This is a genomic window from Povalibacter sp., from assembly GCF_036520495.1.
Lineage (GTDB): Bacteria > Pseudomonadota > Gammaproteobacteria > Steroidobacterales > Steroidobacteraceae > Steroidobacter.
In genome coordinates, this window is record NZ_DATDJO010000064.1 from 80,352 (window position 1) to 105,335 (window position 24,984).

At 62.7% G+C, this 24,984-nt stretch carries 20 protein-coding genes; 12 read left to right on the forward strand and 8 right to left on the reverse strand.

What is annotated here, in order from left to right:
* The 6 genes from VIZ63_RS22030 (at position 1) to VIZ63_RS22055 (ending at position 7,834) form a co-directional block, all read left to right on the forward strand.
* Positions 1-264 (forward strand): hypothetical protein, encoded by a 264-nt coding sequence (locus VIZ63_RS22030; RefSeq protein ID WP_331611967.1) that lies wholly within the window; start codon positions 1-3, stop codon positions 262-264.
* A gap of 4 nt (positions 265-268) precedes the next feature.
* Complete coding sequence (locus VIZ63_RS22035; RefSeq protein WP_331611968.1) at positions 269-832, forward strand: hypothetical protein; 564 nt, start codon at positions 269-271, stop codon at positions 830-832.
* Positions 833-1,321: 489 nt separating this feature from the next.
* Entirely contained in the window at positions 1,322-3,292 is a 1,971-nt protein-coding gene (locus VIZ63_RS22040; RefSeq protein ID WP_331611969.1) for a TonB-dependent receptor plug domain-containing protein, read from the forward strand.
* Positions 3,293-3,342: 50 nt separating this feature from the next.
* On the forward strand, positions 3,343-3,867 hold the full coding sequence (locus VIZ63_RS22045) for a YfiR family protein (protein WP_331611970.1): 525 nt from the start codon (positions 3,343-3,345) through the stop codon (positions 3,865-3,867).
* Positions 3,864-6,665: a PAS domain S-box protein gene (locus VIZ63_RS22050; RefSeq protein ID WP_331611971.1), complete on the forward strand. Its 2,802-nt coding sequence runs from the start codon at positions 3,864-3,866 to the stop codon at positions 6,663-6,665. Before VIZ63_RS22045 ends, VIZ63_RS22050 begins: the two co-directional genes overlap by 4 nt.
* A gap of 2 nt (positions 6,666-6,667) precedes the next feature.
* On the forward strand, positions 6,668-7,834 hold the full coding sequence (locus VIZ63_RS22055) for a sensor histidine kinase (RefSeq protein ID WP_331611972.1): 1,167 nt from the start codon (positions 6,668-6,670) through the stop codon (positions 7,832-7,834).
* Here VIZ63_RS22055 and VIZ63_RS22060 read toward each other — a convergent pair.
* Positions 7,818-8,753 (reverse strand): hypothetical protein, encoded by a 936-nt coding sequence (locus VIZ63_RS22060; RefSeq protein WP_331611973.1) that lies wholly within the window; start codon positions 8,751-8,753, stop codon positions 7,818-7,820. The two genes, VIZ63_RS22055 and VIZ63_RS22060, sit on opposite strands and share 17 nt — an antisense overlap.
* Positions 8,754-8,966: 213 nt before the next feature.
* Here VIZ63_RS22060 and VIZ63_RS22065 point away from each other — a divergent pair, with 213 nt between their 5' ends.
* Positions 8,967-9,611, forward strand: a complete 645-nt coding sequence (locus VIZ63_RS22065) for a DUF2306 domain-containing protein (protein WP_331611974.1) — start codon at positions 8,967-8,969, stop codon at positions 9,609-9,611.
* On the opposite strand, the gene VIZ63_RS22070 is transcribed toward VIZ63_RS22065, so the two are convergent.
* The 5 genes from VIZ63_RS22070 to VIZ63_RS22090 form a co-directional block, all read right to left on the reverse strand.
* The gene (locus tag VIZ63_RS22070) at positions 9,538-10,341 is read right to left on the reverse strand and encodes a phosphatase PAP2 family protein (protein WP_331611975.1); all 804 of its coding nucleotides are present in this window, start codon (positions 10,339-10,341) and stop codon (positions 9,538-9,540) included. The genes VIZ63_RS22065 and VIZ63_RS22070 overlap by 74 nt on opposite strands.
* A 31-nt stretch (positions 10,342-10,372) precedes the next feature.
* Positions 10,373-12,079, reverse strand: coding sequence for a BamA/TamA family outer membrane protein (locus VIZ63_RS22075; RefSeq protein ID WP_331611976.1), 1,707 nt, complete (start codon positions 12,077-12,079; stop codon positions 10,373-10,375).
* Between the two features lie 161 nt (positions 12,080-12,240).
* Positions 12,241-13,941, reverse strand: a complete 1,701-nt coding sequence (locus tag VIZ63_RS22080; protein ID WP_331611977.1) for a phosphoethanolamine--lipid A transferase — start codon at positions 13,939-13,941, stop codon at positions 12,241-12,243.
* Between the two features lie 238 nt (positions 13,942-14,179).
* Complete coding sequence (locus VIZ63_RS22085; RefSeq protein WP_331611978.1) at positions 14,180-15,925, reverse strand: glycosyltransferase family 39 protein; 1,746 nt, start codon at positions 15,923-15,925, stop codon at positions 14,180-14,182.
* 229 nt (positions 15,926-16,154) lie between these two features.
* Positions 16,155-16,820, reverse strand: coding sequence for a DUF6766 family protein (locus VIZ63_RS22090; protein WP_331611979.1), 666 nt, complete (start codon positions 16,818-16,820; stop codon positions 16,155-16,157).
* A 515-nt stretch (positions 16,821-17,335) separates the two neighbouring features.
* Between VIZ63_RS22090 and VIZ63_RS22095 the strand changes: the two genes are divergently transcribed.
* From VIZ63_RS22095 to VIZ63_RS22110, 4 genes are all read left to right on the forward strand, one after another.
* Positions 17,336-19,477 (forward strand): TonB-dependent receptor plug domain-containing protein, encoded by a 2,142-nt coding sequence (locus tag VIZ63_RS22095; protein WP_331611980.1) that lies wholly within the window; start codon positions 17,336-17,338, stop codon positions 19,475-19,477.
* A 286-nt stretch (positions 19,478-19,763) separates the two neighbouring features.
* Positions 19,764-20,327 (forward strand): cysteine hydrolase, encoded by a 564-nt coding sequence (locus tag VIZ63_RS22100; protein WP_331611981.1) that lies wholly within the window; start codon positions 19,764-19,766, stop codon positions 20,325-20,327.
* A gap of 628 nt (positions 20,328-20,955) precedes the next feature.
* Entirely contained in the window at positions 20,956-22,473 is a 1,518-nt protein-coding gene (locus VIZ63_RS22105; protein WP_331611982.1) for an FAD-dependent oxidoreductase, read from the forward strand.
* A gap of 16 nt (positions 22,474-22,489) precedes the next feature.
* On the forward strand, positions 22,490-23,053 hold the full coding sequence (locus VIZ63_RS22110) for a hypothetical protein (protein ID WP_331611983.1): 564 nt from the start codon (positions 22,490-22,492) through the stop codon (positions 23,051-23,053).
* A gap of 11 nt (positions 23,054-23,064) precedes the next feature.
* Here the strand turns inward: VIZ63_RS22110 and VIZ63_RS22115 are convergent, their stop codons facing one another.
* On the reverse strand, positions 23,065-23,274 hold the full coding sequence (locus VIZ63_RS22115) for a DUF2269 family protein (RefSeq protein ID WP_331611984.1): 210 nt from the start codon (positions 23,272-23,274) through the stop codon (positions 23,065-23,067).
* A 23-nt stretch (positions 23,275-23,297) separates the two neighbouring features.
* Positions 23,298-23,684, reverse strand: a complete 387-nt coding sequence (locus VIZ63_RS22120) for an NAD-dependent epimerase/dehydratase family protein (RefSeq protein WP_331611985.1) — start codon at positions 23,682-23,684, stop codon at positions 23,298-23,300.
* Positions 23,685-24,414: 730 nt separating this feature from the next.
* Between VIZ63_RS22120 and VIZ63_RS22125 the strand changes: the two genes are divergently transcribed.
* The coding region (locus VIZ63_RS22125; protein ID WP_331611986.1) for an NAD(P)/FAD-dependent oxidoreductase at positions 24,415-24,984 on the forward strand (570 nt) is incomplete at its 3' end.

Here is a 24,984-nt window from a genome sequence, read left to right on the forward strand (position 1 = left end):
ATGCAATCATCATCATTGAGCATGCGTCGCATGCTCGCTCGTCGAACACCGGGAAAGCAGGCGTGGTCGTCCGAGGACATCAGGCTGCTGCGCCAGCTGGCGTCAGACGGCTTGCCACTGGAAATCATCGCTGCGCGTTTGCGCCGCAGTCCTTCCGCCGTGAGGAACAAGGCCACCATGCACGGCGTCTCACTCAGGAGTCGGGCGGACGATGACCATGCACTGGAGATTTGTGAGAACGACAACCTCGAGCCAGCGGCCTGATTCCATGTCAGCAATGATCCGCACGTTGTTCGCCGGCTTGTGTCTGAGCCTGCCGCTGACCAGCGGCGTATTGGCTGCCGATGCGCCGGCAATCAACGCCTGTGAATTGTTGAGCGCCGCAGAGATCACCAGCGCGATCGGTGTCAGCGTGACCGAAGGCCGACGTCGTGACGATGGCCGGCAGGCGGACGGCTCGTATTCGTCGGCCTGTCTCTGGATGATCCAGGCACGTCCTCCGGCTGACCCGCGCGCGCGACGTTTCGTGATCCTCAATGTGATGCAGTGGCCGGAAGGTCGCGACATGTCCCGTCGTTACCTGCAGGCGTTTCGCGACTCGGCGGAGCAGGGCGTGATTCCATCCAAGCCCTCACCGCGGAAATTCGGTGACGAATCGCTGTGGTGGGGTGATGGATTGGCCGTTCGCAAAGGCGACGTCAGCTTCGGCGTGTCGGTCTTCATGCCCGATGCCCCGAGCAATCAGCCGGTACGCACGAGTGTGCTCGAAGAAAAACTCGTGCCCATCATCCTGCGAAAAGTCGAGCGCCGCGCCGCCGCGAACGCGATCTGATCGCGATCAGTCGACTCGACCTGCTGCAACCGTGGTCTGCGGTTGCGGAATCGTCAGGTCGTGTCCTGTGTTGATTCCTATCAGCGCTCTTGCCCAGCGCCTTGAAAGCAGTCCGTTCATCGTCCATGCAATAGGCCCTGACGAGCCGCGCCACCCTCGGACCAGCATCGCTTACAGCGGCGCACGCTCATTCGAGCACTCGGACGAAGGCGCGGCGATTTCGTGCATAACGTTCGGTCGCGGACACTTTCATGCGCGTGATTGAGCAAATCTCGCAATTGGCGCGTAGGGTCTTTGCGCGTCGAGGAATTCCACTACGCGCGTGTGGTGGCCACGCATGGCGTGGTCCGTTAGCATCGATGTACCGCAGATGAGGACAGACCGCCGCTGACGAGCGCGTGGTCCCGAATCAGAAGAACGACAACTGCTCGGCCGCACGGACCCCGGACCGTCGGTCACGTAGGCGTAAGAGCCATGGAGAAGAATGAGATGAGACGAGTATTGAAGTTCGGCGCCGACTTTCAACCCCGTCCCTCCAGTCGCCGTTCCCGCGGCTTCCTGCCTCTCCTGGGTACGTGCCTGCTGGGTGCAGCCACTGCCCCCCAGGCCGCCTCGGATCCACTCGCGAATGCCCGGCAGCTCAAGAAGCTCAGCGTCGAGCAGCTTCTGACGTTGGAAGTGACCTCGGTGTCGCGTACTCCAGAGCGGCTGGTGGAGGCAGCAGCGGCGATCCGTGTGATCACGCGCAATGAGATCATTCGTTCCGGCGCGACCAGTATTCCCGAAGCCCTGCGATTGTCGCCGAACCTGCAGGTCGCGCAGGCGAACGCGAGTCAGTGGGCCATCAGCGCCCGCGGCTTCAATAACGTGCTGGCCAACAAGCTGCTGGTCATGCTCGACGGTCGCACCGTGTACACGCCGCTGTATGCCGGCGTGTTCTGGGACGTTCAGGACACGCTGCTCGAGGACATCGATCGGATCGAGGTCGTGCGCGGGTCGGGCGGAACGTTATGGGGAGCGAACGCCGTGAACGGGGTGATCAGCATCACCACGCGCAACGCCGCGCAGACGCAGGGACTGTTCGCGGAAGCCAATATGGGAACGCAGCTGCGCACGCTCGGCGGTATTCGTTATGGCGGCGAGCTGTCTCCCGATCTGCACTATCGCGTGTATGCGAAGGCGTTCGACCGCGATGACACGACGTTGATCAATGGTTCGAAAGCCGGGGACTCATGGGATTCCCGGCAGGGCGGCTTTCGCATGGATTGGGCGGGCGAGGTCTCGACGCTCACGCTGCAATCCGACTTCTACAAGACCAGCCCCAACCCGGATGGCACCGTGGCGGTCGCCGCCGATGGCGGCAACCTGCTCGGCCGATGGCAGCAGGTGGTTTCCGCGACTTCTGATTTCCAGCTGCAGATCTATTTCGACCGCACGCGTCGCGACTTCGGTAACGGCTTCACGGAACACCTCGACACCTACGACCTCGACTGGCAACACCGGTTTCAGCTGAGTCCCCGACAGCAGCTCGTTTGGGGAGTGGGCGCGCGAAGCATGCAGCACGAAGTCAGTAACCTGCCGCTCTTTCAATTCCTGCCGGCGGACAAGGACCTGCGGCTCTTCAGTTTCTTCGTACAGGATGAGATCACACTGGTCCCGGAGCGCCTGCGATTGACGCTGGGAACCAAGATCGAGCACAACGACTACACCGGTTATGAGCATCAGCCGAGCGGACGGCTCGCCTGGACACCGTCGCAGCGGCAGACGGTATGGGGGGCGATCTCCCGGGCGTCGCGGACTCCCGCGCGCATCGATCGGGAGTTCTATCTGAATCTGACGCCGCAGATCGGACTCATCGAGGGAAGCGACTTTCAGTCCGAAGACCTGCTCGCCTACGAACTTGGATGGCGCATGGCACCGAACTCGGTGTTTTCGTTCGGGCTGACGGGGTTCTACAACGAGTACGACAATCTGCGCAGCGTCGAGCCGGGACCAGCGCCTTTGTTCGTGCCGCTCACGTTCGGTAACGGCGTACGAGGCGAGACCTATGGCATCGAAGTGTCGGGCACGTACCAGGTGATCGATGCCTGGCGACTGCGCGGCGGCTATACGTGGTTCGACAAGCGCCTCGTCGTCAAGTCGCGCAGCGCAGATACGAACAATGCGTCTGGAGAGGGCAACGATCCGCAGAATCAGGTCGTCATCCAGTCGCTCGTCGACCTGACGGACTCCGTGCAGATCGACGCGACCATGCGATACGTCGATGCACTGCCGAACCCGCGCGTACCAAGCTATGTCGCCATGGATCTGCGGCTCGCCTGGACTCTCGGCGGACAGGTTGAACTGTCGGTGGTAGGACAGAACCTCTTCGATAAACGGCACGTGGAGTTCGTGCCGTCATCCCCGGCGACGCGCGAGATCGAACGCAGCGTCTATGGACGCATCGCCTGGCGCATGTGAAGAAGCGGTTCAACGTGTCGCGACGGCAGGGCGTTCTCAGGATCATGCTCATGATGATGACCGCTGCCGGTTGGTGGGCGACGTCAGCATCTGCAGCAGCGCCCGAGTACCAGCTCAAGGCCGTGTTCCTGTTCCAGTTCAGCCAGTTCGTGGAATGGCCGGTCACGACGTCCGTGCAGAACGCTCCGTTCAGCCTGTGTGTGCTGGGCGAGGACCCGTTCAAGAAATATCTGGATCAGGCCGTGGAAGGCGAGGCGGTGGACGGCCGTCCGTTCGCGGTGAAGCGTTACCAGCGTGTCGAGGAGGTGGAGGATTGCCAGATCCTGTTCATTGCATCGTCAGCGACGCTGCCGCTCGAATCAACGCTTGCAGAATTGCGTGACCGGTCGATTCTGACCGTCGCCGATTCCCCTGCCTTCGCCGATCGCGGCGGGGTCATCGAGTTCGTCACTGTCGACAACAGATTGCGGCTGCGTATCAACCCACAGGCAGCAGAAGCGGCCGGCCTCACGATAAGTTCCAAGCTGCTGTCACTGGCGAGCCTGGTGACGCGGCATCCGGAGCCATCGCAATGACCCTGCAGCGCCAGCTCATGCGTGCAGCGTTGCTCACCAGTGGGCTCGCATTGCTGCTGACGCTGGTTGGCTTCGTTACCGCCCAACTCATCACGCTGCGCGAATCGACGGTGACGCATCTGGCGTCGCTCGGCAATGTGATCGCTGCCAACAGCAGCGCCGCACTGGCCTTCCACGATACGGAGGCGGCTCGTGAAATACTCGGGGCGCTACGCGCCGATCCCAGCGTGGTGGCGGCCGAACTCTTCGATCAGGAAGGCAACTACTTCGCCGCGTATCCGATCTCGATCTCGCCGCAGAATTCGCAGCAGATGCCTGTCGATGGCGGCCATCGCTTCGAGGGTCGTTATCTCATCGATGCTTATCCGGTGGTGCAGAACGGCGCCCGGCCCCTCGGAACGCTGGTGCTCACATTCGACATGGCGCCCGTGTACCAGCAGCTTCTTGGACTCGGGGCCGTCGCCGCATTGGTGGCGGTGATCGCGTTGTTCGGTGCGTACCTGCTGTCGCGGGCGCTGCAACGACAGATCTCGGAGCCCATTGCGGCACTGGTCGCTACAGCGAGTGCTGTCTCGGATCGAAGCGACTACTCGGTGCGCGCGGCACGCGTGAGTAACGACGAACTGGGCCGACTCACGGATACGTTCAACAAGATGCTGACACGCATCGAGGAACAACGCGGCGCATTGCTCGACAGCGAAGGGCGGGTGCGCGCCGTTCTGGACTCCGCACTCAGCGCCGTCGTCGTGATCGACACCAGCGGTCGGATCCTGGACTGGAACCAGCGGGCCGAGAGCATGTTCGGGTGGCAGCGGGAGGAGGCGGTCGGCCTGAATCTGGTGACCACCATCATTCCGGAGCGTTATCGCAGTGACCACCTCAGCGGCATGCAGGGCTTCAATGACAGTGGGGCCATGCCGATCCTGAACCAGCTGATCGAACTTTCGGCGTTGCGTCGTGATGGCACGGAGTTCCCGGTCGAGCTGTCGATCAGTGCGATCACCACCGGTTCGACGACCACCTTCTGCGGCTTCGTCACGGACATCACCGAGCGCAGGCAGGCGCAACGACGCATCGAATCGCAGCTCAACCGGATGAATCTGCACAACCGGATCACGCGGGCGATCGGCGATCGGCAGGATCTGCCGAGCATATTTCGCGTCGTGCTGAAGAACCTCGAAGACAACATGCCGATCGACTTTGGCTGCGTGCTGCTCTACGACAACGCGGGCGAAACGCTGACGGTGGGCAATATGGGGGCGAGCAGCGCGTTGCTCGCCAGGCAGTTCGACCTGGTCGAGAGCATGCAGATTCCCCTCGAGCCGAGCGGTCTGGTGCGCAGTGTCCGCGGCGAACTCCTGTACGAACCGGATCTCCACGATTCATCGTTCGCCTTTCCGCGCCGGCTCTCGGCCGCGGGCCTGGGGTCGCTGGTCGTCGCGCCGCTGCTGGTCGAAAGCCGTGTGTTTGGCGTCGTCGTCGCGGCCCGCCGCACGGTCGCAGGCTTCAGCAGTGGCGATTGCGAGTTTCTGCGCCAGCTGAGCGAGCATGTCGGGCTCGCTTCACACCAGGCACACCTGCATTCGGCACTGCAACTCGCCTATGACGAGTTGCGACAGACGCAGAAAACGGTGATGCAGCAGGAGCGCCTGCGCGCATTGGGTCAGATGGCAAGCGGCGTGGCGCACGATATCAATAACGCCATCTCGCCCATCGCGCTTTACACGGAGTCGCTGCTCGAACGTGAGCCTGGCCTGAGTGATCGCGGGCGCCGGCATCTCACGACGATCCAGCAGGCGATCGAGGACGTTGCCCAGACAGTCGGCCGCATGCGCGAGTTCTACCGTCCGCGGGAAGCACAGTTCGAACAGGCTCGGGTGGATCTGAATCGGGTCGTACAACAAGTCATCGAGTTGACGCGTGTGCGCTGGAGCGACGTCGTGCAGGAGCGCGGCATCGTCATTACCCCGCAGATCGAACTGGCGGCGGCCCTGCCGACGATCATGGGCGTCGAGAGCGAGATTCGCGACGCACTGACGAACCTGGTCTTCAACGCCGTCGATGCCATGCCGGACGGCGGGATGCTGAGTATCTGCACGTGCGTCAGTCCGTCACCGGCCGGCTCCGACTCGCCGGTCGACGAGCAGGTGGTGCTCGAGGTCCGTGATACGGGCGTCGGCATGGACGAGGACACCCGACGCCGCTGCATGGAGCCGTTCTTCACCACGAAGGGCGAGCGCGGCAGCGGCCTGGGCCTGGCGATGGTCTATGGCATGGTGCGCCGACACACCGCGGAACTGGATATCGAGAGCGCTCCCCGGCAGGGAACGGTGGTGCGCGTGAAATTTGCCGTGCCTGCCAGTGGTCCCGAATCGGCCGTGCGCTTGCCGACGGAAACGACAACACGGCGGCCTCTGCGCCTGCTCATCGTCGACGATGACCCCGTCATCATCGATGCGCTGCGGGAGATCCTGGAGGGCGACGGTCATGCCGTTACGGCAGCGGATGGCGGTCGCAAGGGCATCGAGCTGTTCGCCGCCGCGCAGGCGGGCCACGAACCGTTTGCCGCGGTCGTCACGGATCTGGGCATGCCGTATGTGGACGGTCGCCAGGTTGCCGCCGAAGTGAAGGCGCTGTCCGCCGCGACTCCCGTGCTGTTGTTGACCGGCTGGGGCCAGCGCCTGCTCGATGATCGAGACATCCCTCCGTGTGTGGATCGGGTGCTGAAAAAGCCGCCGCGATTGCGTGAACTGCGCACCGCACTGGCGGAGCTGACCCTGCCACCTCGAGTTCAATGAGCATGACTTCGACAACTCCGATTGCTGCCCCGCTGGCTCGCCTTCTCATCGTCGATGATGAGGCCTCGCAGATGACAGCTCTGTGCGATGTGCTGGAGGACATCGGCTACGCGACCACGGGATTCACCTCCGGTGTCGAGGCGTTGCAGCATCTGCGCAAGGAGCAGTTCGATCTCGTGGTCGCGGATCTGGTGATGCCGCAGATCGACGGCATAGCGCTGCTGCGCGAAGCGCAGGCCATCGATCCCTTCCTGCTGGGCATCGTCATGACCGGGCACGGCGCCGTGGATACGGCCATCGCGGCGATGCAGGCTGGCGCGCTGGACTATGTTCTCAAGCCATTTCGCTTGAGCGTCATCCAGCCGGTACTGGCCCGGGCTCTGAGCGTGCGCAAGATGCGCCTCGAGATCGCGGAGCTGCAGGAGCGCTTGCGCCAGCATGTCACGGAACTTGAACTCGCAAACAAGGAGCTCGAAAGTTTCTCCTACTCCGTCTCGCATGACCTGCGGGCGCCGTTGCGCGCGATCAGTAGTTACTCGAGCATCCTGGTGCAGGACTACTCGCAGGAGATTCCCGACGGAGCGCGCAAGCTGCTGACCAAGGTGACGGCCAACGCCCATCGGATGGCGGAACTCATCGAGCACCTGCTGCACTTCTCGCATCTGAGCCGGCAGGTGCTGAAGCACGACACAGTGCACATTGGCGAGATGGTCGCTGGAATAGTGGAAGAGTTGCAGAAGGAGGAAAACGCTCGCCCGCTCCAGGTGAGCGTTGGCAGCCTTCCGGCGGCGACGGGCGATGCAGTGCTGCTGCGCCAGGTCTTCATCAACTTGCTCGCGAATGCGTTCAAGTTCACCCGCCATACTGCGGCAGCCACGGTGGAAGTCGGCGCAAAGTTCGAGGACCACGAGACGGTGTACTTCGTTCGCGACAATGGCGCCGGTTTCGACATGCGCTACGCCGCCAAGCTCTTCGGCGTGTTCCAGCGTCTGCACGCGGCGAGTGAATTCGAAGGCACTGGCATCGGTCTGTCACTCGCGCAACGCATCGTGCAGCGACATGGTGGCCGGATATGGGCCGAAGGCGCCGTGGGGCAGGGCGCGACGTTCTATTTCACTTTGTCACCGCCGTCCGACGCGGCCGTGCAGCCGGCTAGTACGCCCAGGTAAAGGACAAGACCAGATTCTGCTCTATGCCCTTATGGATGATGGGCTCGAGAAGTGCTTGTGACAGCAGCGTCCCCACGTCGATGGTGAGTCGTGCGGGGCGGTAGGTCAGGTTCAGGCCCAACGTCACGGAAGGATCGCCGAAGTGGGTGCCATTGCCGGCCGTAGCGGAGTCGCCCGAGAGATCGAAGCCCGGCCCGCAGATGTGTCCAGCGACACCGCGCCTTGGTAGTGGATACGCGAGCAGCGCATGGAATGCGACGCTCCACTCGCCGAAGTCGCGCGGTACTTCGATGCCGGCGAACGGAGTCACGTGCCCGTAGGTGGCATCGAAGTCGATGCTGCCCGTCATGCCCCGTTGCGGTCCCGCCAGGATCTCGTAGTCGAAGCGGTAGTCGCTCAGGACGACCTGCTGCCATAGCGCACCCGCGACCCAGGTGTACCGGCCCAGCAGATGCGCGTCGCCGTCGTGTGCCACGAAGAAGCCGACACCCCGGTCATCGGTTGTACCGTCGAGATCGGTGAACAGTGCAGCGGCGGGTCGCTCGATTGGCGTGTCGGGGCGGAACAATGTCTGCAGCGGTCGGGATTCGCGACCGCTGTCGAAGGTCAGGTGATCATAGAAGCCGATGACACCGCCACGCCACGCATGGCCGAAGTCGTGCTGCCAGGACATCGACAGCATCGGGCCGTCCAGACTCAGCGTGCCGACTTGCATGGATGAAGCGGCACCTTGAAAAATCAGCCCGGGGGCCTCGTCCGACTCTCCGCCAGTCCACACGGGCAGCGTCGCGTAGCGATTATCCATGGCCACTTCGGGCAGGTGCTCGGCGACATATTCGATATCGTGCTCGGCGGCACACAGGCGAGCGACAGCGCAGAGGCATGCTGCGAACAGGGCGTGCCAACGATGCATCGACATGAGAGGTCCTCTTCAGGGCCGAGGCTGCCTGTTGGTTGGACGCTGCCGGGTCGCCGGGGCAATCTCCACGGCCCGGCAATCGTGCGGATCCGTGGCCCGTTCACGCGTCCTGCTGCTTGAGAGAGGATCGCCTGCGAGGGGAAGTTCGCGACGGACGCAACCTTGCCGTTGCCAACCGCGTCGTAACCGCAAGATGTCGGACTGGAGGCGGGCATGAGGGCCAGGTCGGTTGCATGGTGGACGATGGCGCTGTTGGCGCTCGGCGTCGCGGGGTATGCGTTGCATCTCGTGCTGGTTCCCGGGGCCCGTCCACCGTTAGCCCAGGCTTTACTTGTGAAAAGCCCCGTCGCTGCGTTCTCGCATTTCATCGGTGGGGCACTCGCCCTGGCCGTGGGCGTATTCCAGCTCAACACCCGACTGCGGGTCCGATTCGCATCACTGCATCGGTGGTTCGGACGGATCTACGTGCTCGCGGTCCTGTTCGGCGGAATCGCGGGCTTCACACTCGCTGTGCATTCAACAGGGGGTCCGTTCGTGCAGTGGGGCTTCGGCCTCCTGGCGGTGAGCTGGCTGGGCAGCACCTTCGGCGCATATCGATACATCCGGCGACGAAATCTGGCAGCCCATCGGGACTGGATGATTCGCAGCTATGCGCTGACGCTTGCCGCTGTCACGGTGCGCCTGTATCTGCCATCGGCCCAGCTCGCCGATCTGCCGATGGCGATGGCGTATCCCGCCATTGCGTGGCTGTCCTGGGTGCCCAATCTGTTGCTGGCCGAATGGATCATTCGCTCGCGCAGGGCACCGGCGGTGTTACCTGGTTCGGCGGCGACAACCTCGCTGAGCAACGCCGCATAGACCGTAGCGATTCACTCGCCGCTCCCCACAGGCGACAGCGAAAGGCAGCGCAATAGAGTGTGAGCGAGACGCACCAGGCAATCGTGGCGCTGTACAGATCGTGCGAGACGAAGTGCGCGCCGCGCGACTGCTGTGCAATGCCGAATACGAGCCCCAGCGCAACGGCCATGGCCAGTCCCGCGCGCGCCCACCGTTGATCCAGTTCGAGTGCGGCGAAGTAGACAGCCATCAGTGCGTAGGCAGAGCCGGCGTGCGCCGCCGGAAAGCAGTGCGCCGTACGCAGTGCATCGGGACGGTCTGCGAACAGGTGCACATACGGAAAGCGGCCGGCAAAGATCGTCAGATCCCACGGACAATCGACGTTCGTTACGTGCTTCAGGAAGCCGATGATGGCTATGGTCGACAGCGTCGACAGCAGAAAGTAGGCGAAGGGTCTGCGCCAGTGACGCATGCGCTCACTGATGAAGGTAGCGATCCAGGCCACTGCGATGGCAGCAATGATGCTGCGCACGAGCCAGCCGCCGCCGGAGTGCATGAATTCGTTGGCCCACCAGCTGTCGCCGCCCAGCCAGCGCTGCCTGACGGCATCGAAGAACAACGCGTTGGCGATGGCGATGTCGACATTCGTCGTCGCGAGAATGGATGTTGCGGCGAGGGCCAGCGCCAACGGCCAGCGAGCGGCGTGCCACCAGAAATGGAGGGCAGTGTTGCTTTCGACAGCGGGTTTCATCGGGCGGACGGCAACGTCGATGAACGGATGGTCAGAACGATCGCCTGGTCTCGATCAGGAACTGGACATTGTCGATGTCATTGCCGCCATCGAGCGGCATGGCGACATCGATGTGCAGGACATTGCCCAGGCCGGAGCGGGCACTACCCAGTCGCAAGCCGACGCCGACATCGCGCAGCCAGCCCAGCGACTCGCCGGACCCGTTCGCCGCAGCATACGGATCGGTCCCCCACGTGCGACCCGCGTCGAAGAACACGGCGGCGCCGACATTGAACAGCTTGAGCGGCTGCCAGTTGGTATAGAACCGCTCCTCGATCGTGAACAACGCGCGGGAGGTGCCTGCCTGATAGCGCAATGGGTAGCCCCGCAAGCCATTGTCTCCGCCGAGCAGCAACTGCTCCTCGGGGTCGAGCTGTGAGGCGAGTGAGAACGTCGCGGACGCGAACAGGACGCTGCGCAACGACTGTCGCAGGTAGTAGCGGCTGCCGATGTCGAGCAGCGTATTGCGCAGCTCGCCGCGCTCCACGCGCCCATGCAGGCCGATGTTGCCAATGATGTATTGCTCATCGGCCGGTTCGAAGCCTGCCTGCGCCGAGGCATTGATCATCAGCGCGCTCTGCGTCGAGCCGAACGCTGTCGAGGCGTATCCGAGTTCAAGGCGTGCGGTCCGGCCGAGGTACAGATCCTCGGTGCGTCCGATCTGATCCAGGTTACGGGTCTTGCGGTATTGATCCTCGATCACTTCGACGCCGGCCCACGGATAGGCCAGCACGCGGCCCTGCGGAATGGCGTTGCTGACGAGATCTGCGGTACCGCCATCGATGGGCGGCGCGAAGGCGCGATCGATGTAGCGCAGTCCGCCCAGGTAGCGTCGTGTCCAGCCCTCGCGCAGGCCTTGCGACCAGCCACCGCCCACGTCGAATGACGATTGCTGCATCTGGAACTGATTGACGATCTCGCCGAGGGAATACTGCGACTGGGTTGCGGTCGAATCCACAGCGGCGACGTTGAAACTCCAGCGTGAGTCGAGGGAATAGAAAGGCCGTCCCAGACTCAGTGTGCTCTCGTGACCATCGCTCATGTCGGCATGCGAAGCGCCAAGACGCCACCAGCTGCCAAACACCTGCGGATCCTTGTACGCGATTCGCCAGATGTCCCGATCCACCGTGCTGGAACGATCCACGGCGATCTGCTTTCCCCAGCCGAGAAAGTTGGTGTCCTCGAATTCGAGATTGATGCTGTTCGCGCCGCCCTTGCGGCCGAACGAGAAGCCGGGACTCATGGTCCAGACATCGTGAACGCGCACCAGGACGTCGACGGTATTGTCGTCGTTGTAGCGGACAGGCTCGATGCTGGCCTCGTTCAGGTAGCGTTGATCGCGCAGCATCCGCGCCGATTCTTCCAGTGAGTGCGGGTCGTAGGCGTCGCCGCTGTGAAACAGCAACTGGTTCGCAATCGTCTGTGTTTTGGTGGAAATGTGCAGCGTGTTGGCCAGCCGGTAGGGCGCCGCGAGCGACGTTCCCTTCTCGAAGACATCATCGACCAGTATGTCGACTCGTCCGATCTTTGCCCGCCGTCGCAGTAGTTGCCCGCTGTCGAGCGCGCGGTTGGCCGATGGACCCGCCTGGGGAGTGATGAGCGCGAGCTGCGCAATGTCCTCGGCTGCCGCGACCGGCCCAAGCGCGAGCAGCATGGCGAGACACACGCCGTGGGCAATCGCTGTATTCACACGCTTCATGGTGGTCTCCCGGGCGCTCTCGCTGCTGGCGGGTCTGTACATCCGGCGTCGATCGGCCGATTGCTCCGATCTCACGGTAGGACGTAAGTCGTGGTCAGCGGCAATCGCCAGGGACGTGCGAGATGAACTGGCCGGGAAGCCAGGCTGCTCAATGGATCGCGCTACTCGTGAGTGCCTGCCGCGGGGCCCGTGCAGCTCGTCAGAAGGTCCAGCGCCGAGTTGTAGCTGGTGTTGCGCACACCCGCGGCTCCGAGCACCGTGTGATAGATGTTGTCATGGGAGACGGGGCGCATCGACTGCGACTCCAGGCACTCGCCGTTCACCTGACGCCGCTCTTCGTAACCGGGAGACATCCACAGCATCATGGGCACATGTTTCTGAACGGCGGGGGCAAAGCTGTACGGCAGGCCGTGGAGGTAGATGCCTTGCTCGCCCAGCGACTCGCCATGGTCCGATGCGTATAGCAGCACGCTATCGACCTGGCTGGACGCCGCACGCAACCGGGCGATGCTCTCGGCGAGCATGTAGTCCGCGTACACGATGCTGTTGTCGTACGCATTCACTACTTCCGCAACGCTGCAGCGTTGCAGCTCGTTGGAATGGCAGGCGGGAGTGAAGGTCTCGAACCGGGGTGGATAGCGTTCGAAGTAGGCCGGGCCATGACTGCCGATGGCATGCATGACGATGACAGTATCGTGTCTGATGTCCCGCAGACGCGGCACCATGTCATCGATCATGACCTCGTCATAGCAATAGGAGTTTGCGCATTTTCCGGCATCGGTGCGGTTGGCGTACGAAACCTGCCTGACGCGCTCACACACGCCCTTGCAGCCGGCGTTGTTGTCGCGCCATTCGACATCGAAGCCGGCCTCGCTCAAGGTATCCAGCAGGTTCTCGTAGTGCGGTGCCTCATCCACATCGAACGATTCGCGTCCGAGATGAGAGAACATGCATGGAACGGAAACCGCCGTGGCGGTGCCGCATGACGTTGCCTGGTCGAAGTACACCAGCCCCTCCTCGGTCGACAGCCGGGGGTTCGTCGGTCGCGAGTAGCCGCCGAGCTGAAAATTGTCGGCGCGCGCTGTCTCACCGACGACGATCACGATGACCATCGGCTTCTGCTGCGGCGGCAGCACCCGCGTCACGGGTCCGCTGGCGTTGATGACCGGACCGTTGCTGTGTTCCCGCTGCTGATCGACGATCAACTGCAGCGTGCTGGCAACTGGGGCGACAGGGCTCAGGGAAAAGCGCAGCGGCTTGTACTCGCGAAGGAACACAGCGTAGCTGGCAGAGCCGCTGAACAGCGCCACCGCACAGATGACCAGGATGCCGGCGATCGCGATGGCGCGTTGGCGCAGCGCGCCTCGCCAGTGAAGGCGCGGGAAGCGGACTTTCCTTACGATCAACGCGGGCAGAACTCCCATCACGAGGGTCCACTCGGCCAGCAATGAGCTGAGCAGTCCCCGCGCCTCGGCCGGATCGGTCTGCAGGATATTGCGCATCATGTCCTTGTTCATCAGCACGCCGTATTCGCTGGAGAAGAACGAACCGACGGCCGCAATGACGAACAACAGCGAGGTGGCGACGATCAGGATTCGCCGTGGGATCAGTAACAGCAGGAGTGCCTGCACGCACCAGACGACAGTGAACAGGCTGGCTATGAACGCACTCGACGCGACGTTCCCATGCCACATCGCTGCGGCGGTGTCCTCCCAGAAGCGCAGGTTGTAGAGCACGAGCCATACGAACGATATGGCAAACGAGAATACGACGGGTGAGTCGCAAGCGAAGCCATTCCTCCAGAGGGACAGCACGCGATCCAGACCCGAGTGGCGCGTCAGCGCATGGGCGGGGACGCTCACGGCCGTGCAGATGCGCAGTGGTTCATGCCGTGTTTGACGACATGCGGAGGCATTCTCAACCGCAATACTCTGCAGTGCTCCGGGATCCTGGATTCGCCTTGCAAGTGCCCGGCTGGATGCGTGGGGCGGAGCGGGAGCACATAGCTCACTCGTGAGACGTCACCGCTGCGATGAATCAATCGTCGACGTCCCGACCAGGACGGCGATGCTTACGGATCTGTAGTATTCATTCGTCTCGTCAGCGACCGGCGTCGGCGGTCACTCGATGTGCGTACGTGTAAGCCGCCGCCGCATGGCCACGGGCAATGCACACTGGGTCGGCGGTGCCTTCGACCAGCCACCATTGCGTGCGATTCGCCTCTCCGATGGCTTGCGCCTGCGCCGTGGCGAAACACAATTCCCGTGCGTAGTCGCTCACGATCAGTTGCCGCCCGACGCCATCGCTCAACCATTTTGCGGCATCGAATGCCTCCTGGTCTGCGTCACGCCAGCGGGCATGCCCGAAGTGCACGACGCTGCGGCGCACGTTGAGCAAGTACTGTTCCTTGAAAGCCACAAAGCCCAGTTCCCGCTGTGGATCGGCGGCCTGCGCGATCCTCTGTGCGAAAGCCTCACCCGAGCGAGCGCTGTTCATTGCCGGATTCAGCCAGAAACTGACGATCAGCAGCAGTGCGGTGAACACACCGGCGTATGCCCACAAGCCGCGATGTGGTCGCGCGATCACGCACACGATGATGCTGACTGCACTCAGGAGCATGAGGGGAGCCAGTGGGTCGATCGCATAGTCCGCAATGACATCCTGGTGCCTCGCAGGCGCAATCCACAGATAGAAGAGCACCGCACTGCACGCGACGGCCATGGCCACGGTCAGTCCGTACAGAATTCGCTGGACCGATGTCCGTCGCAGCAGTTCATGCGCGTACGGCGCACAGCCCAGTGCCATCGCGGGCACGGCGGGCAGGACATAGACACCGCGCTTGCCGGCACTGAGGCTGAAAAATGCGATGACAAGCATGATCCACGACAGTAGCAATGCGATTCTCAGGTCGCGCTGCTGCAGCGCCTGGCGCCATTTGGGGATGAGCCAGGGAATGAATACCGTCAGCGGCAGCCACAATGCGGGGATGACGTTCACCAGGAAGTACCAGAACGGCTTGTTGTGATGCCAGGCGCTGGCGTAGCGCTCGATCGTCTGCCGGAACAGGATTTCGTCGCGATACGCCGCCAGCGCTGGATCGCTCTGGGCGGCGAGCAGGATGGGTCCCAGCCATATCCCGACGGCGACCAGGAAGGCGAGCGGACCGAGGAGCCAATAGCCCCACCGCGTGTCACTCATTCGCGGCGACCAGTGCGGGGAGCGCAGCAGCGCAAAAGGAATCAACACCAGCAAAGGTAGAAACCCCACGCCTTTGGTGATGACTCCGAGTCCTGCGGCGGCCCAACCGGCGACATACCAGCGCCATTGCGGTCCCAGCAGCAGGTGTCGCAGCAACCCGTAGAGGCTGAGCGTCGTCAGCAGGCACAACGTCGCATCGATCTGGGCCTGTCTTGCCTGCCACGTGAATTGCACTGTGAGCAGCAACAGGCCTGCTGCCGCGAATCCTGTCTGTTGGTTCCACAGGCGACGCCCCAGGTCGTAGACCAGTGTCACGCAGCCGATGCCGCTCAGCACTGAAGGCAGGAGGAAGGACCAGCGCAGCGAGCCGGTGAGCTTGTAGAAAGCGGCAATCAGCCAGAAGAACAGCGGTGGTTTGTCCGAATAGATGTCGCCGCCGACGCGCGGCACCCACCAATCGCCCGTCAACACCATGTCGCGAGCGATCAGGGCAAAGCGTGGCTCGTCGGCGGGCCAGGGATCGCGCAGACCGATGCCGGTCGCGATCAGCAGCAACGCCGCACACAGCAGCAGCCAATAGTCGGTCTTGATGTCGCCGGAGGCTACGCTTGCGGATTCCGGCAGAGTTGGCGTGTGAGCTTTGCGCATTCGTTGTCTATGCGTTCGAGCGCATGAGGTCATGAGGTCAGTGCCGGTCTGTAGCCTTGCGATAGAGGCCAGCCGGAAGGTCAGGGCATTGTAGCGGGGGGACCGTCCGGGGCGTCGGGGGCCGGCATGGTGGCAATCCCGTATGACGATGACGGCGGGCGGATCAATCTGAATCGGATTCGATCGCGGGGAAGCATCGGAGTGGACTGGCCGAACTGCAGGCCGGGCGCTAGTCCGATCCGGTTTGCGCATGCGGCGCATCCACTGGTTTGGATTCCGGCGAGCCACGCTGCCGCAGGAAAATGCTCAGTACGACCATGGACCAGATGGCGAGAAATTCGCTCTGCCAGTTCTGCAGCGATTCGAACCAGAACTGCGAGCTGAAGAGATAGTCGGCAAAGGTCAGCGCCGGTTCGCCATGCTGGTGCAACTGCTCGTTGTACGCTCGCACACCCCCGGCAGCGTGCAGCAGGAAGCTGACGAGGAAGAGAGCGAGGAAAGTCAGGCTCAGGGAGTTCTCGTAGAGCTTGAGTCGCCATCCACCGCGTTTGACGGGACCCGGGACATCGTCGAGATTCGCGCGCAGGCGTGGATCGCGGTCGACGTCGCTGGATTCATCCGGCGACTTCGATTCTGCGGAGCCTCGTTGAAACAGGAAAACGGTGAAGACGACGTAGACGAACATCTGGAAGAATTCGCTCTCCCAGTTCTCCATCGTGACTTCGACAAAGTCGCCGCTGCGCAGATAATCCGCAAAGGGTATCGAGGGCTGTCCGTGGGTCTGCAGTTCATGCAACTCCACTGCGTATCCTGCGAGGGACTGCCCCAGGAGTGCCGCCAGGAAGAACGCGAACAGCACCAGCGAAAGTCCATTGTCTTTCCAGAACCGCTTCATTGGCAGGGTCCGTGTGACTGCTCCGGTCGCCTGGCGTCGAGGCGGTCTGCTCTTTCGGCCATGCGTGCTGCCAGACCACCGCCGCACGTCGGGTGACTCCACAACGTCAGTTCCTTTCGTTTGTTCCGCTGCGCTCAGCGTCCGGGGATCTGCGCGCGCGGGCCATGCAGGCAGACGCCGGGATTGCGGTCATGGCCCCTGGGATCCTTCAATGCCGTCGTCTCAACGTCTCATTGGTTGCTGCGCAAGTTCGGCAGCTTTGTGCGTAACGAATGCGCGAGAGGCAGGATATTGCGTCCGCCGCACATTATTTTTCCACGATGAATGCTCTGCGGAGCAGGAGATTGCAAGGATTCCAGAATCGGACCATTCGGGGTTGCGGTGCCTATAGTGTCGGCCCTCGATTCGCAGCGCCTGCGGGCTGCGACCATAACTAAGAATCTGTCGGGGGAACCTGGGGCTACGGCTTCAGACGCACCCGCGTCCAAATGACATCGGGCCGTCTGGGGAATCGTATGCAGCGCCGTCAACTCACTTCCACTGCGTCGTGTCTTCGACACGGTATTTACCTGACGCTGTTTGGTCCGTTCGCCAGCGGACTTGCCGCCGAGCCGATCCGCACCGATCTGCCTGGCCGCACCGGCGACGCACAGGCCATCATGGAAGAGCCGCCGGTTGGGGGTGCGGCGATCTCTGCTGGCCCAGCCGACACGGACACGGGTGTCCTGCGCTACCCCGCGAATTTCTTCGCCGAGTTTCAACCGACGACGGCGCTCGACATGGTGAAACGTCTGCCGGGCTTCAGCTTCAACGCGGGCGACGTCACCGTGCGCGGTTTCGTCGGCGCGCTGGGCAACGTCCTGATCGACGGTCAGCGGCCGGCGTCCAAGTCAGTGCTGCTCGAGGATGTGCTGCGGCGTATTCCTTTTGCCAACGTGGCGACCATCGAGGTGATTCGCGGCGGCGCGCCGGGGATCAACATGCAGGGTCAACCCGTGGTGGCGAACGTCGTGCGGGTCGGCGGCGACATGAGCACTCATTCCAGCGAACTGACCGGGATGTTCGCGGAGAAACACGATCCGAGCGTCGGGCTGCGGCTGGAGACGACGCGCAACATGGGACGGCTGTCGCTCAACGGTGCGCTCAATGCACGCAACGAACAGCAGTACGGCAATTCCGGCAGCGGCGCACTGATTCGTCGCGGACCCGATCGCGAACTGCTGGAAGCAAGCAATTTCGATACGGACTGGCGCCAGGAGCAACTGCAGCTCAGTGGCTCTGCCGACTATCAGACGGATGTCGGCCTGTGGCGTATCAATCTTGGCGGTACGACGCAGGATACGAAGCAGCGCGACATCCTCTCGCCACGCGCCGGCGCACCGCTGACGCTCGACGGCAGCGTGATCACGAACGTCAGTCTCGATCAGGGCGAAGCGGGCGTCGACTACGAACATCTGTTCAGCGGCGATGTAACCGGCCGTGTGCTGCTGCTGCAGTCGATCGAGAAGAAGATCATTGCCGCCGATGCGACCAATGCCCAGTCCGTCCAGTACTCCAACGACGAAGCGCTCAAGGGTGAATCGATCCTGCGCAGCTCGGTCACGTACCGGCGTTCGCCGGAGCTGACCTTCGAGGGCGGGCTGGAAGGCGCGTACAACTTCCTGGACGTCGAAGCGAACCTCGTGCGAAACGGTGTTGCCGTTGCATTGCCCACCAGCGATGTGAAAATCGAGGAGAAGCGCGGCGAAGCGTTCGTCGAAGCGCGCTGGAAAGTCTCGCCCCGCCTGTCGAGCGACATTGGCTTTCGCTATGAGCTATCCACGATCAGCCAGTCGGGCGACAACGATGCCCGACGTTCGCTGAGCTATCCCAAGCCGAGAGCGTTGCTGACATTCAGTATCGATGATGGCCTGCAGCTGCGCAGCCGCATCGAACGCACCGTAAGTCAGCTGGAGTTCCGCGACTTTGCCTCGCAGGCGTCGCTGGATGCCGGCACGATCAGCAGCGGCAACGCCGATCTGCATCCCGAATCGGCATGGGAGTTCGAAGCAGCCATCGAAAAGCGTTTCTGGGGCCGCGGCGCAGTAGTCCTCGGTTACACGCACGCCATGGTCAGTGACGTAGTCGACCTGGTACCGGTCGAAGGCTTCGACACGGCGGGCAATCTCGGCGACGGCACGCGCGACAAGATCTCGTTCTCACTGTCGCTGCCGCTGGAACGCATCGGCATCGAATACGCATCGCTGCGTGTCAATGGCGCCTGGACCTGGTCCGAGGTCGACGACCCGGTGACGAACGAGGCGCGGCGGATTTCCAGGCATTCCCCGGTCAGCGGCGACGTGGCGATCACCAAGGAATTCCCTTCGCTGTCCTCGACACTGTCGCTGGAGAACTCGTCGAGCAAACGCGATACCTCCTATCGCTTCGCCGAAGTCCGCACGGACCATTGGGACCATTTCATGCGCCTGTACTGGGACTGGACGCCGAAGGCCGACACGGTAGTGCGTCTGATGTTCAACAACTTCACCGGTCGGCCGAGAAGCCGCTGGCGCACGGTCTACGAGGGCTCGCGTGCAAGCGGCCTCATTGCCTATCACGAAGACCGTCACATCGACGCGCTGCGCTTCGTACAGCTGCAGTTGCGCAAGAGCTTCTGAACGACCGGTCGCGAGCGAGCCGGGCATCCATCCGGTGTCGCTCGTGATTCGGGGCAGAATGACGGCATACATAGATGCCCGTGGGTGGCGTGAGCAGCCCGGCAATGCGCGTGGGTCATTTTCACGAGCGTCCGTTGTAGTCCTATCCTGCACAACCATCGAGCCCGGGGGCTCACCGCCCCATACTTTCCGGCACGACGGATGGCGCTCGCCGACTGCTGAACCCGGTGAGAGGAACTCTGGCGCGCAGCAGTCATTGCTGAGCATCGCTGGATCGATTCACGCCATGAAGGGTAAACGAGGTCGCGCAACCACGGCGCTCATCATTCTGGATCTGATCTCTGAGTTCCGTTTCCAACACGCGGAGCGGCTGCTTCCGGTGGCGAAGCGAATCGCGGCGCCGGTGGCGCGGCTGAAGGCCCGTGCCAAGGCCGCGGGCCTGCCCGTCATCTACGTCAACGACACGGCCGGAAAGTGGGAATCGGACCAGGGGTCGTTCGTATCCCGGTGTCTCGCCGACGATGCCCGTGGGCGCGAGATCGTCAAGCGCGTCATACCGGACGTCGATGAGTACTTCATTTTCAAGCCGCGGCATTCCGGTTTCTATGCCACACCCTTCCAGGAGCTCCTCGAGCGTCTGGCGGTGAAAGAACTCATTCTTGTCGGGCTGACCACCCATCAATGCGTGTTGTTTACGGCGGTCGACGCCCATGTCCGCGAATTCAAGCTGATCGTGCCGAGCGACTGCGTCGGCGCATTTTCGAGCGAGGAATCGCGGCACGCGCTGTTCATTCTGCGGCGCTCGATCAAGGCGCGTACGCCGAAGTCGACGTCCCTGGTGCTCCGATGAGCAGCAGACGTCGCGTCGGTGCGAGGCGTACACGCGGCCATCCCCCCCGAAGCCATGGCGATGACTACTCCCGAAAGGCGTGTTTAAGTTCTGACGCCGGGGAAGGGAGGTTGCGCCTGTGGACGCCACCCTTGCGATGTCGGATCCACTCCTCGTGGCCATACGCGGGGCGCAGGATCGATGGCGGCGCAATCCAGCTTCTCAGCCTCCGGTTTGTACTTGATTGCTCGGCTGGCTGCGCATGTTCTTCTCGTGGTGAAAGCCGCAGGGTTTGCAGCGGAACTCGAGCGCCATTGATGCTTTATGTGTGAGGTGCGACGTATCGACCAGCGATGTCGATGCCTCGAGATCGTATTCGTAGCAGGCATTCACAACAGCTGCGCATGCAGTCGCGCCAGCGTGCGGGCGAATCGCAGGAGCGACTGGGTGTCTCCGGAAGAATGTCGGGCCTCAGCGGTTCGGGTCCGGAATCGGGTGCAGAAAGCGGCCGCGCTGAGGGGGCATCAACCAGCACCACATCGACGAGGAAGCAGTAATCGCAGAAAGCGGTGTGTCCTCCGGGAGGCGCTCGCCGCCTTCCCGGAGGCTTCGTTGCGAGCAGCAAAAAACTTGAAGTGGAGCGGTCCCGATGGATGCATCGATCAGCGGCAGCGCATGGCTGGACGTGCAGCTGCCGACCTTCCCGGCGCTGAGCGAGGATCTTGCCGTCGATGTCCTCATCGTAGGCGGCGGACTGACTGGCATAACGACCGCCTATCTCATGTCGCTCGAGGGCATCCGGGTGGCACTGGTCGAGCGTGATCGCCTTGCCTGTGCCGATACGGCCCGGACGACCGCCCATCTGACCTACGTGACCGATGAACGCCTGCATCGACTGGCAGAGAAATTCGGCACCGAGGCCGCAGTCGCCTGCTGGAAGGCGGGCGAGCTGGCCATCGATACGATCGAGGATATCTGCAAGGCCACTGGCGCAGACGCACAGTTCGTCCGCGTGCCGGGCCATTTGCACACGCCCGTCGGTGGTGATCCGGCAAAACACGTGAAGGACTTGCAGCGTGATGCCGAGCTCGCCGCCCAGTTCGGCTTCGACGTCACGTTCATGGACACGCTTGCGCCGATGCAGCAGCCGGCAGTGCGTTTCCAGCGGCAGGCCAAGTTTCATCCACGCCGCTATCTGCGTGCATTGCTGCCCATCATCGAACGTCATGGCGGACGCATCTTCGAGAAGACGGCGTTCGAAGGCATCAGCGATGATGCGATGACGGCACGCGTGAACGGACATTCGATCTCGTGCCGGTATCTCGTCATCGCCACCCACAATCCCCTGATGGGCAAACGTGGCGTACTTGGCGCCACGCTGTTCCAGACGAAGTTGTCGCTCTACACCAGTTATGTGCTCGGCGCCCGCCTGCCTGCCGGCACGCTACCCGAGGCCCTGTTCTGGGACACGCAGGATCCGTACGAATATCTGCGGGTCGAAGCGGCACCGGATCATCAATGGGTGATTTTCGGTGGCAGCGACGTCAAGACGGGCCAGGAGTCCGACACCAATGATGTGTTTCTGAGATTGCAGGCACGCCTGCAAACCATTCTGCCGCGGGCGGTGGTGGAACGACGCTGGATGGGGCAGGTAGTGGAAACGGATGACGGTCTGCCGTTCATGGGCGAAAACGACGACAGGGAATTCATCGCGACGGGTTTCTGCGGTAACGGTTTCACCTTCGGCACCCTCGCGGCGATGATGGCGCGTGACCGGTTCCTCGGCCGCGAGAACGCGTGGCAAAGTCTTTTCGAGACCTCGCGCCCGCCCTTCCATGGCGGCACCTGGCGTTACCTCCGGGAGAACGCCGACTTTCCCTATTACTTCATTCGCGATCGACTGCAGCGTGTGACGGAAGAACTGGATGATGTGCCGAAGGGCGAGGGCCGCATCGTGAATCATGCGGGTCGCAAGGTGGCGGCTTATCGCGATGCTCACGGAGCAGTGACGCTGCTGTCGAACCAATGCACGCATTTGCGATGCCTGGTGCACTGGAACCGCGCCGACTCGACCTGGGACTGTCCCTGTCATGGATCGCGATTTCGTCCCACGGGCGAAGTCCTGAGCGGGCCAGCCGAGTCACCGCTGGAAAAGTTGGACGCGTAGATTTCCGGAGTCGCCAATGGAGCAGGTTGCCGCCGCCGTCATCCCATTCATAGGTTGGGGGCTGTATCCAGCATGGCTGGTGGCAGGTGGCTGTGACTACTTGTGTCATCGTGCGACAGACATCGGATACACCTCCGGACCGACCGAGTCCTGGCTGCACGTTGCGCAATTCGCCACCTTGCTGGCGCTGTTGTGTTTTGCCATCTTCGTGACGCCGAGCTGGCTCGGTGCCGGATTGCTGGTTGTATGCGTCATCGCGCACAGCGCGCTTTCCCTGATCGATGTGTCATACACCGTGACCCGCCGGCATGTGAGTGTATTCGAGCAGTTCGTGCATGGATTCATGGACGTCATCCCGTGCGTCGCAGTCGCGCTGTTGATTGCCGTTCAGTGGCCGTTGCGTGCCGCGCCTGAGTGGCGCACGTCCATCGACCCCGGCAGCTGGCTGCTGCTGGGGTCGTTCATCGTCCTGTCCGGGCTACCGATCTTCGAAGAGCTGATTCGCACGTATCGGCAGGCCGCCGGATCGTCACAGCGCGCCGCGACACTCATGGGCAATGAGCCTGCCGGTCACGGATGACAATCGCCAGCTCATGCGGGCTTCGCGACCATGAGGTAGAACACGATGACCAGTGCGACGAAGGCGCCCGCACCCAGCGCCACCCACCAGCGCCGATAGTGTCGATAGCGAGGCGGCAAGTCTGCACCATCACGCGCTGCGGCTTCGGCCAGGGCGCGCATTCTGATTTGCATCCAGACAACTGGAAGCCAGCAGGCACCAGCGAACAGGTACAACGCCACGGATGCTGAGATCCAGCGCAGGGTCAGCGGATAACCCGCCAGACGCGCTTGCTGGTGAAGTAACCAGTCGTGCCATCGGAGGCGCCGAGTGCGGATATCTGCAGGACGCGCGTCACTCCGGCGGTCACGCAGGCATCGAAGAGCGCGCGAGGCGCAGGCGTATGCAGATCGGCGAAACGCTGCGAACCGGTTTCGCGAATGATGCCCACGGCATTGATGACCGCATCGATGCCCCGCAGGCGCGGGAGCCAGACGGCCGATTCGTGATCACGCGCGAAATCTGCCGGGGTGTAACTGTGTACCTGCGATGGCTGCCGCTGCGCGGCGATCACAGTGTGGCCGGCGAGTACGAGGGCTCGCGCCAGGTGGCTGCCAATGGAGCCAGTCGCGCCAGTAACCAGAACGTTCATGTGAGTCGAGCCACTCGATCAGCGTCGGGCCCTGACCCAGACGCGTGGCACCCTCGCTTTGTTCGCGAGCAGTGTCTGCTGTCATCCATGGCCGCCGCGACGTTCTCACCCTGGGCCGGGTCCGTGGGAACCGGGAAGGTGAGCGTGCGGTTGTAATTTCCAGAACGCATCTCTGCTCGTCCTTTTCGCATCGGTGACCTATGAAGACAAATGCTTCGCGGTCTGGGCATCGTCCATTGCTTCGTGACACCCTGATCAGCGGCGCGATCACGGCGGTGACCTCCGCCGTCGTCCTCGCTGCATGCGGAAGGCGCCAGGAAGGGAGTCCGTTCGGTCCTATCAATGGTCCGAGTCAGTGGTTATGGGGCGAGCAGGAGGGATATCGGCGACGGTTCACTGCCCGCAATACATTGGTCGGCTATGCCATTCACCATCTGGCGTCGACTCTGTGGGCAGGTCTCAATGAAAGTCTTTACTCGAGCCGGCACCGTCCTGCTTCGCCCGCCCAACACCTGGCCGCGGCCGCAGCCACAACCGCGGTGGCGTACGTCGTCGACTACAAACTTACACCGCGTCGATTCCGTCCCGGCTTCAAAAAGCATCTGGATGGCGGTGGATTGATGCTTGTGTACGCGGCCTTTAGCGTCGGTCTGAGCGTGTGGCCCCTGCTGCGAGGGACGCACAGCGCAGGGACGACACGCAGAAGTCACGACATCTTCATCCGCCGGCCATGAAGCCCAAACTCTGGGACGTCATCATCGTGGGAGCGGGACCCGCCGGCCTGAGCGCCGCGCTGATCCTCGGTCGCGCCTGTCGGCAAGTCCTGATCTGCGACAGCGGCACGCCTCGCAGCTGGGCATCGAAGAGAATGCACGGATTTCTTACCCGCGACGGCATATCGCCAGAATCCTTCCGTCGTGCGGCGCATGGCGAATTGCGCGCGTTGAGCAACGTGACATTCGTTGCGGGCGAGGCAACGCGTGCGGTGCGACGTACCGATGGCGGGTTTGCATGCACGATCGGCCGACGTCAACAGGTCTCGGGCCGAAAGCTGCTGATCGCCACCGGTCTGCTGGATCATCTGCCGCATATCGACGGGATCGAAAAATTCTTCGGCAAGACTGTGTTCCAGTGTCCTTACTGTGACGGCTGGGAATTTCGCAACGCGCGGGTGGCGGTGTACGGACGAGGCCATCGGGGGTTCGAGATGGCACGGGCAATGACGGCCTGGAGTGACGATGTCCTGCTGTGCACGGACGGGTATCGACGTGTACCGCGAGCGTGGCGGATCGGGCTCGAC

Excerpts from the sequence above, each read along its gene's own strand:
- VIZ63_RS22030 (WP_331611967.1), top strand. The coding sequence starts at position 1 with ATGCAATCATCATCATTGAGCATGCGTCGCATGCTCGCTCGTCGAACA.
- VIZ63_RS22035 (WP_331611968.1), top strand. The coding sequence starts at position 269 with ATGTCAGCAATGATCCGCACGTTGTTCGCCGGCTTGTGTCTGAGCCTG.
- VIZ63_RS22040 (WP_331611969.1), top strand. The coding sequence starts at position 1,322 with ATGAGACGAGTATTGAAGTTCGGCGCCGACTTTCAACCCCGTCCCTCC.
- VIZ63_RS22045 (WP_331611970.1), top strand. The coding sequence starts at position 3,343 with ATGATGATGACCGCTGCCGGTTGGTGGGCGACGTCAGCATCTGCAGCA.
- VIZ63_RS22050 (WP_331611971.1), top strand. The coding sequence starts at position 3,864 with ATGACCCTGCAGCGCCAGCTCATGCGTGCAGCGTTGCTCACCAGTGGG.
- VIZ63_RS22055 (WP_331611972.1), top strand. The coding sequence starts at position 6,668 with ATGACTTCGACAACTCCGATTGCTGCCCCGCTGGCTCGCCTTCTCATC.
- VIZ63_RS22060 (WP_331611973.1), bottom strand. The coding sequence starts at position 8,753 with ATGTCGATGCATCGTTGGCACGCCCTGTTCGCAGCATGCCTCTGCGCT.
- VIZ63_RS22065 (WP_331611974.1), top strand. The coding sequence starts at position 8,967 with ATGAGGGCCAGGTCGGTTGCATGGTGGACGATGGCGCTGTTGGCGCTC.
- VIZ63_RS22070 (WP_331611975.1), bottom strand. The coding sequence starts at position 10,341 with ATGAAACCCGCTGTCGAAAGCAACACTGCCCTCCATTTCTGGTGGCAC.
- VIZ63_RS22075 (WP_331611976.1), bottom strand. The coding sequence starts at position 12,079 with ATGAAGCGTGTGAATACAGCGATTGCCCACGGCGTGTGTCTCGCCATG.
- VIZ63_RS22085 (WP_331611978.1), bottom strand. The coding sequence starts at position 15,925 with ATGCGCAAAGCTCACACGCCAACTCTGCCGGAATCCGCAAGCGTAGCC.
- VIZ63_RS22090 (WP_331611979.1), bottom strand. The coding sequence starts at position 16,820 with ATGAAGCGGTTCTGGAAAGACAATGGACTTTCGCTGGTGCTGTTCGCG.
- VIZ63_RS22095 (WP_331611980.1), top strand. The coding sequence starts at position 17,336 with ATGCAGCGCCGTCAACTCACTTCCACTGCGTCGTGTCTTCGACACGGT.
- VIZ63_RS22100 (WP_331611981.1), top strand. The coding sequence starts at position 19,764 with ATGAAGGGTAAACGAGGTCGCGCAACCACGGCGCTCATCATTCTGGAT.
- VIZ63_RS22105 (WP_331611982.1), top strand. The coding sequence starts at position 20,956 with ATGGATGCATCGATCAGCGGCAGCGCATGGCTGGACGTGCAGCTGCCG.
- VIZ63_RS22110 (WP_331611983.1), top strand. The coding sequence starts at position 22,490 with ATGGAGCAGGTTGCCGCCGCCGTCATCCCATTCATAGGTTGGGGGCTG.
- VIZ63_RS22120 (WP_331611985.1), bottom strand. The coding sequence starts at position 23,684 with ATGAACGTTCTGGTTACTGGCGCGACTGGCTCCATTGGCAGCCACCTG.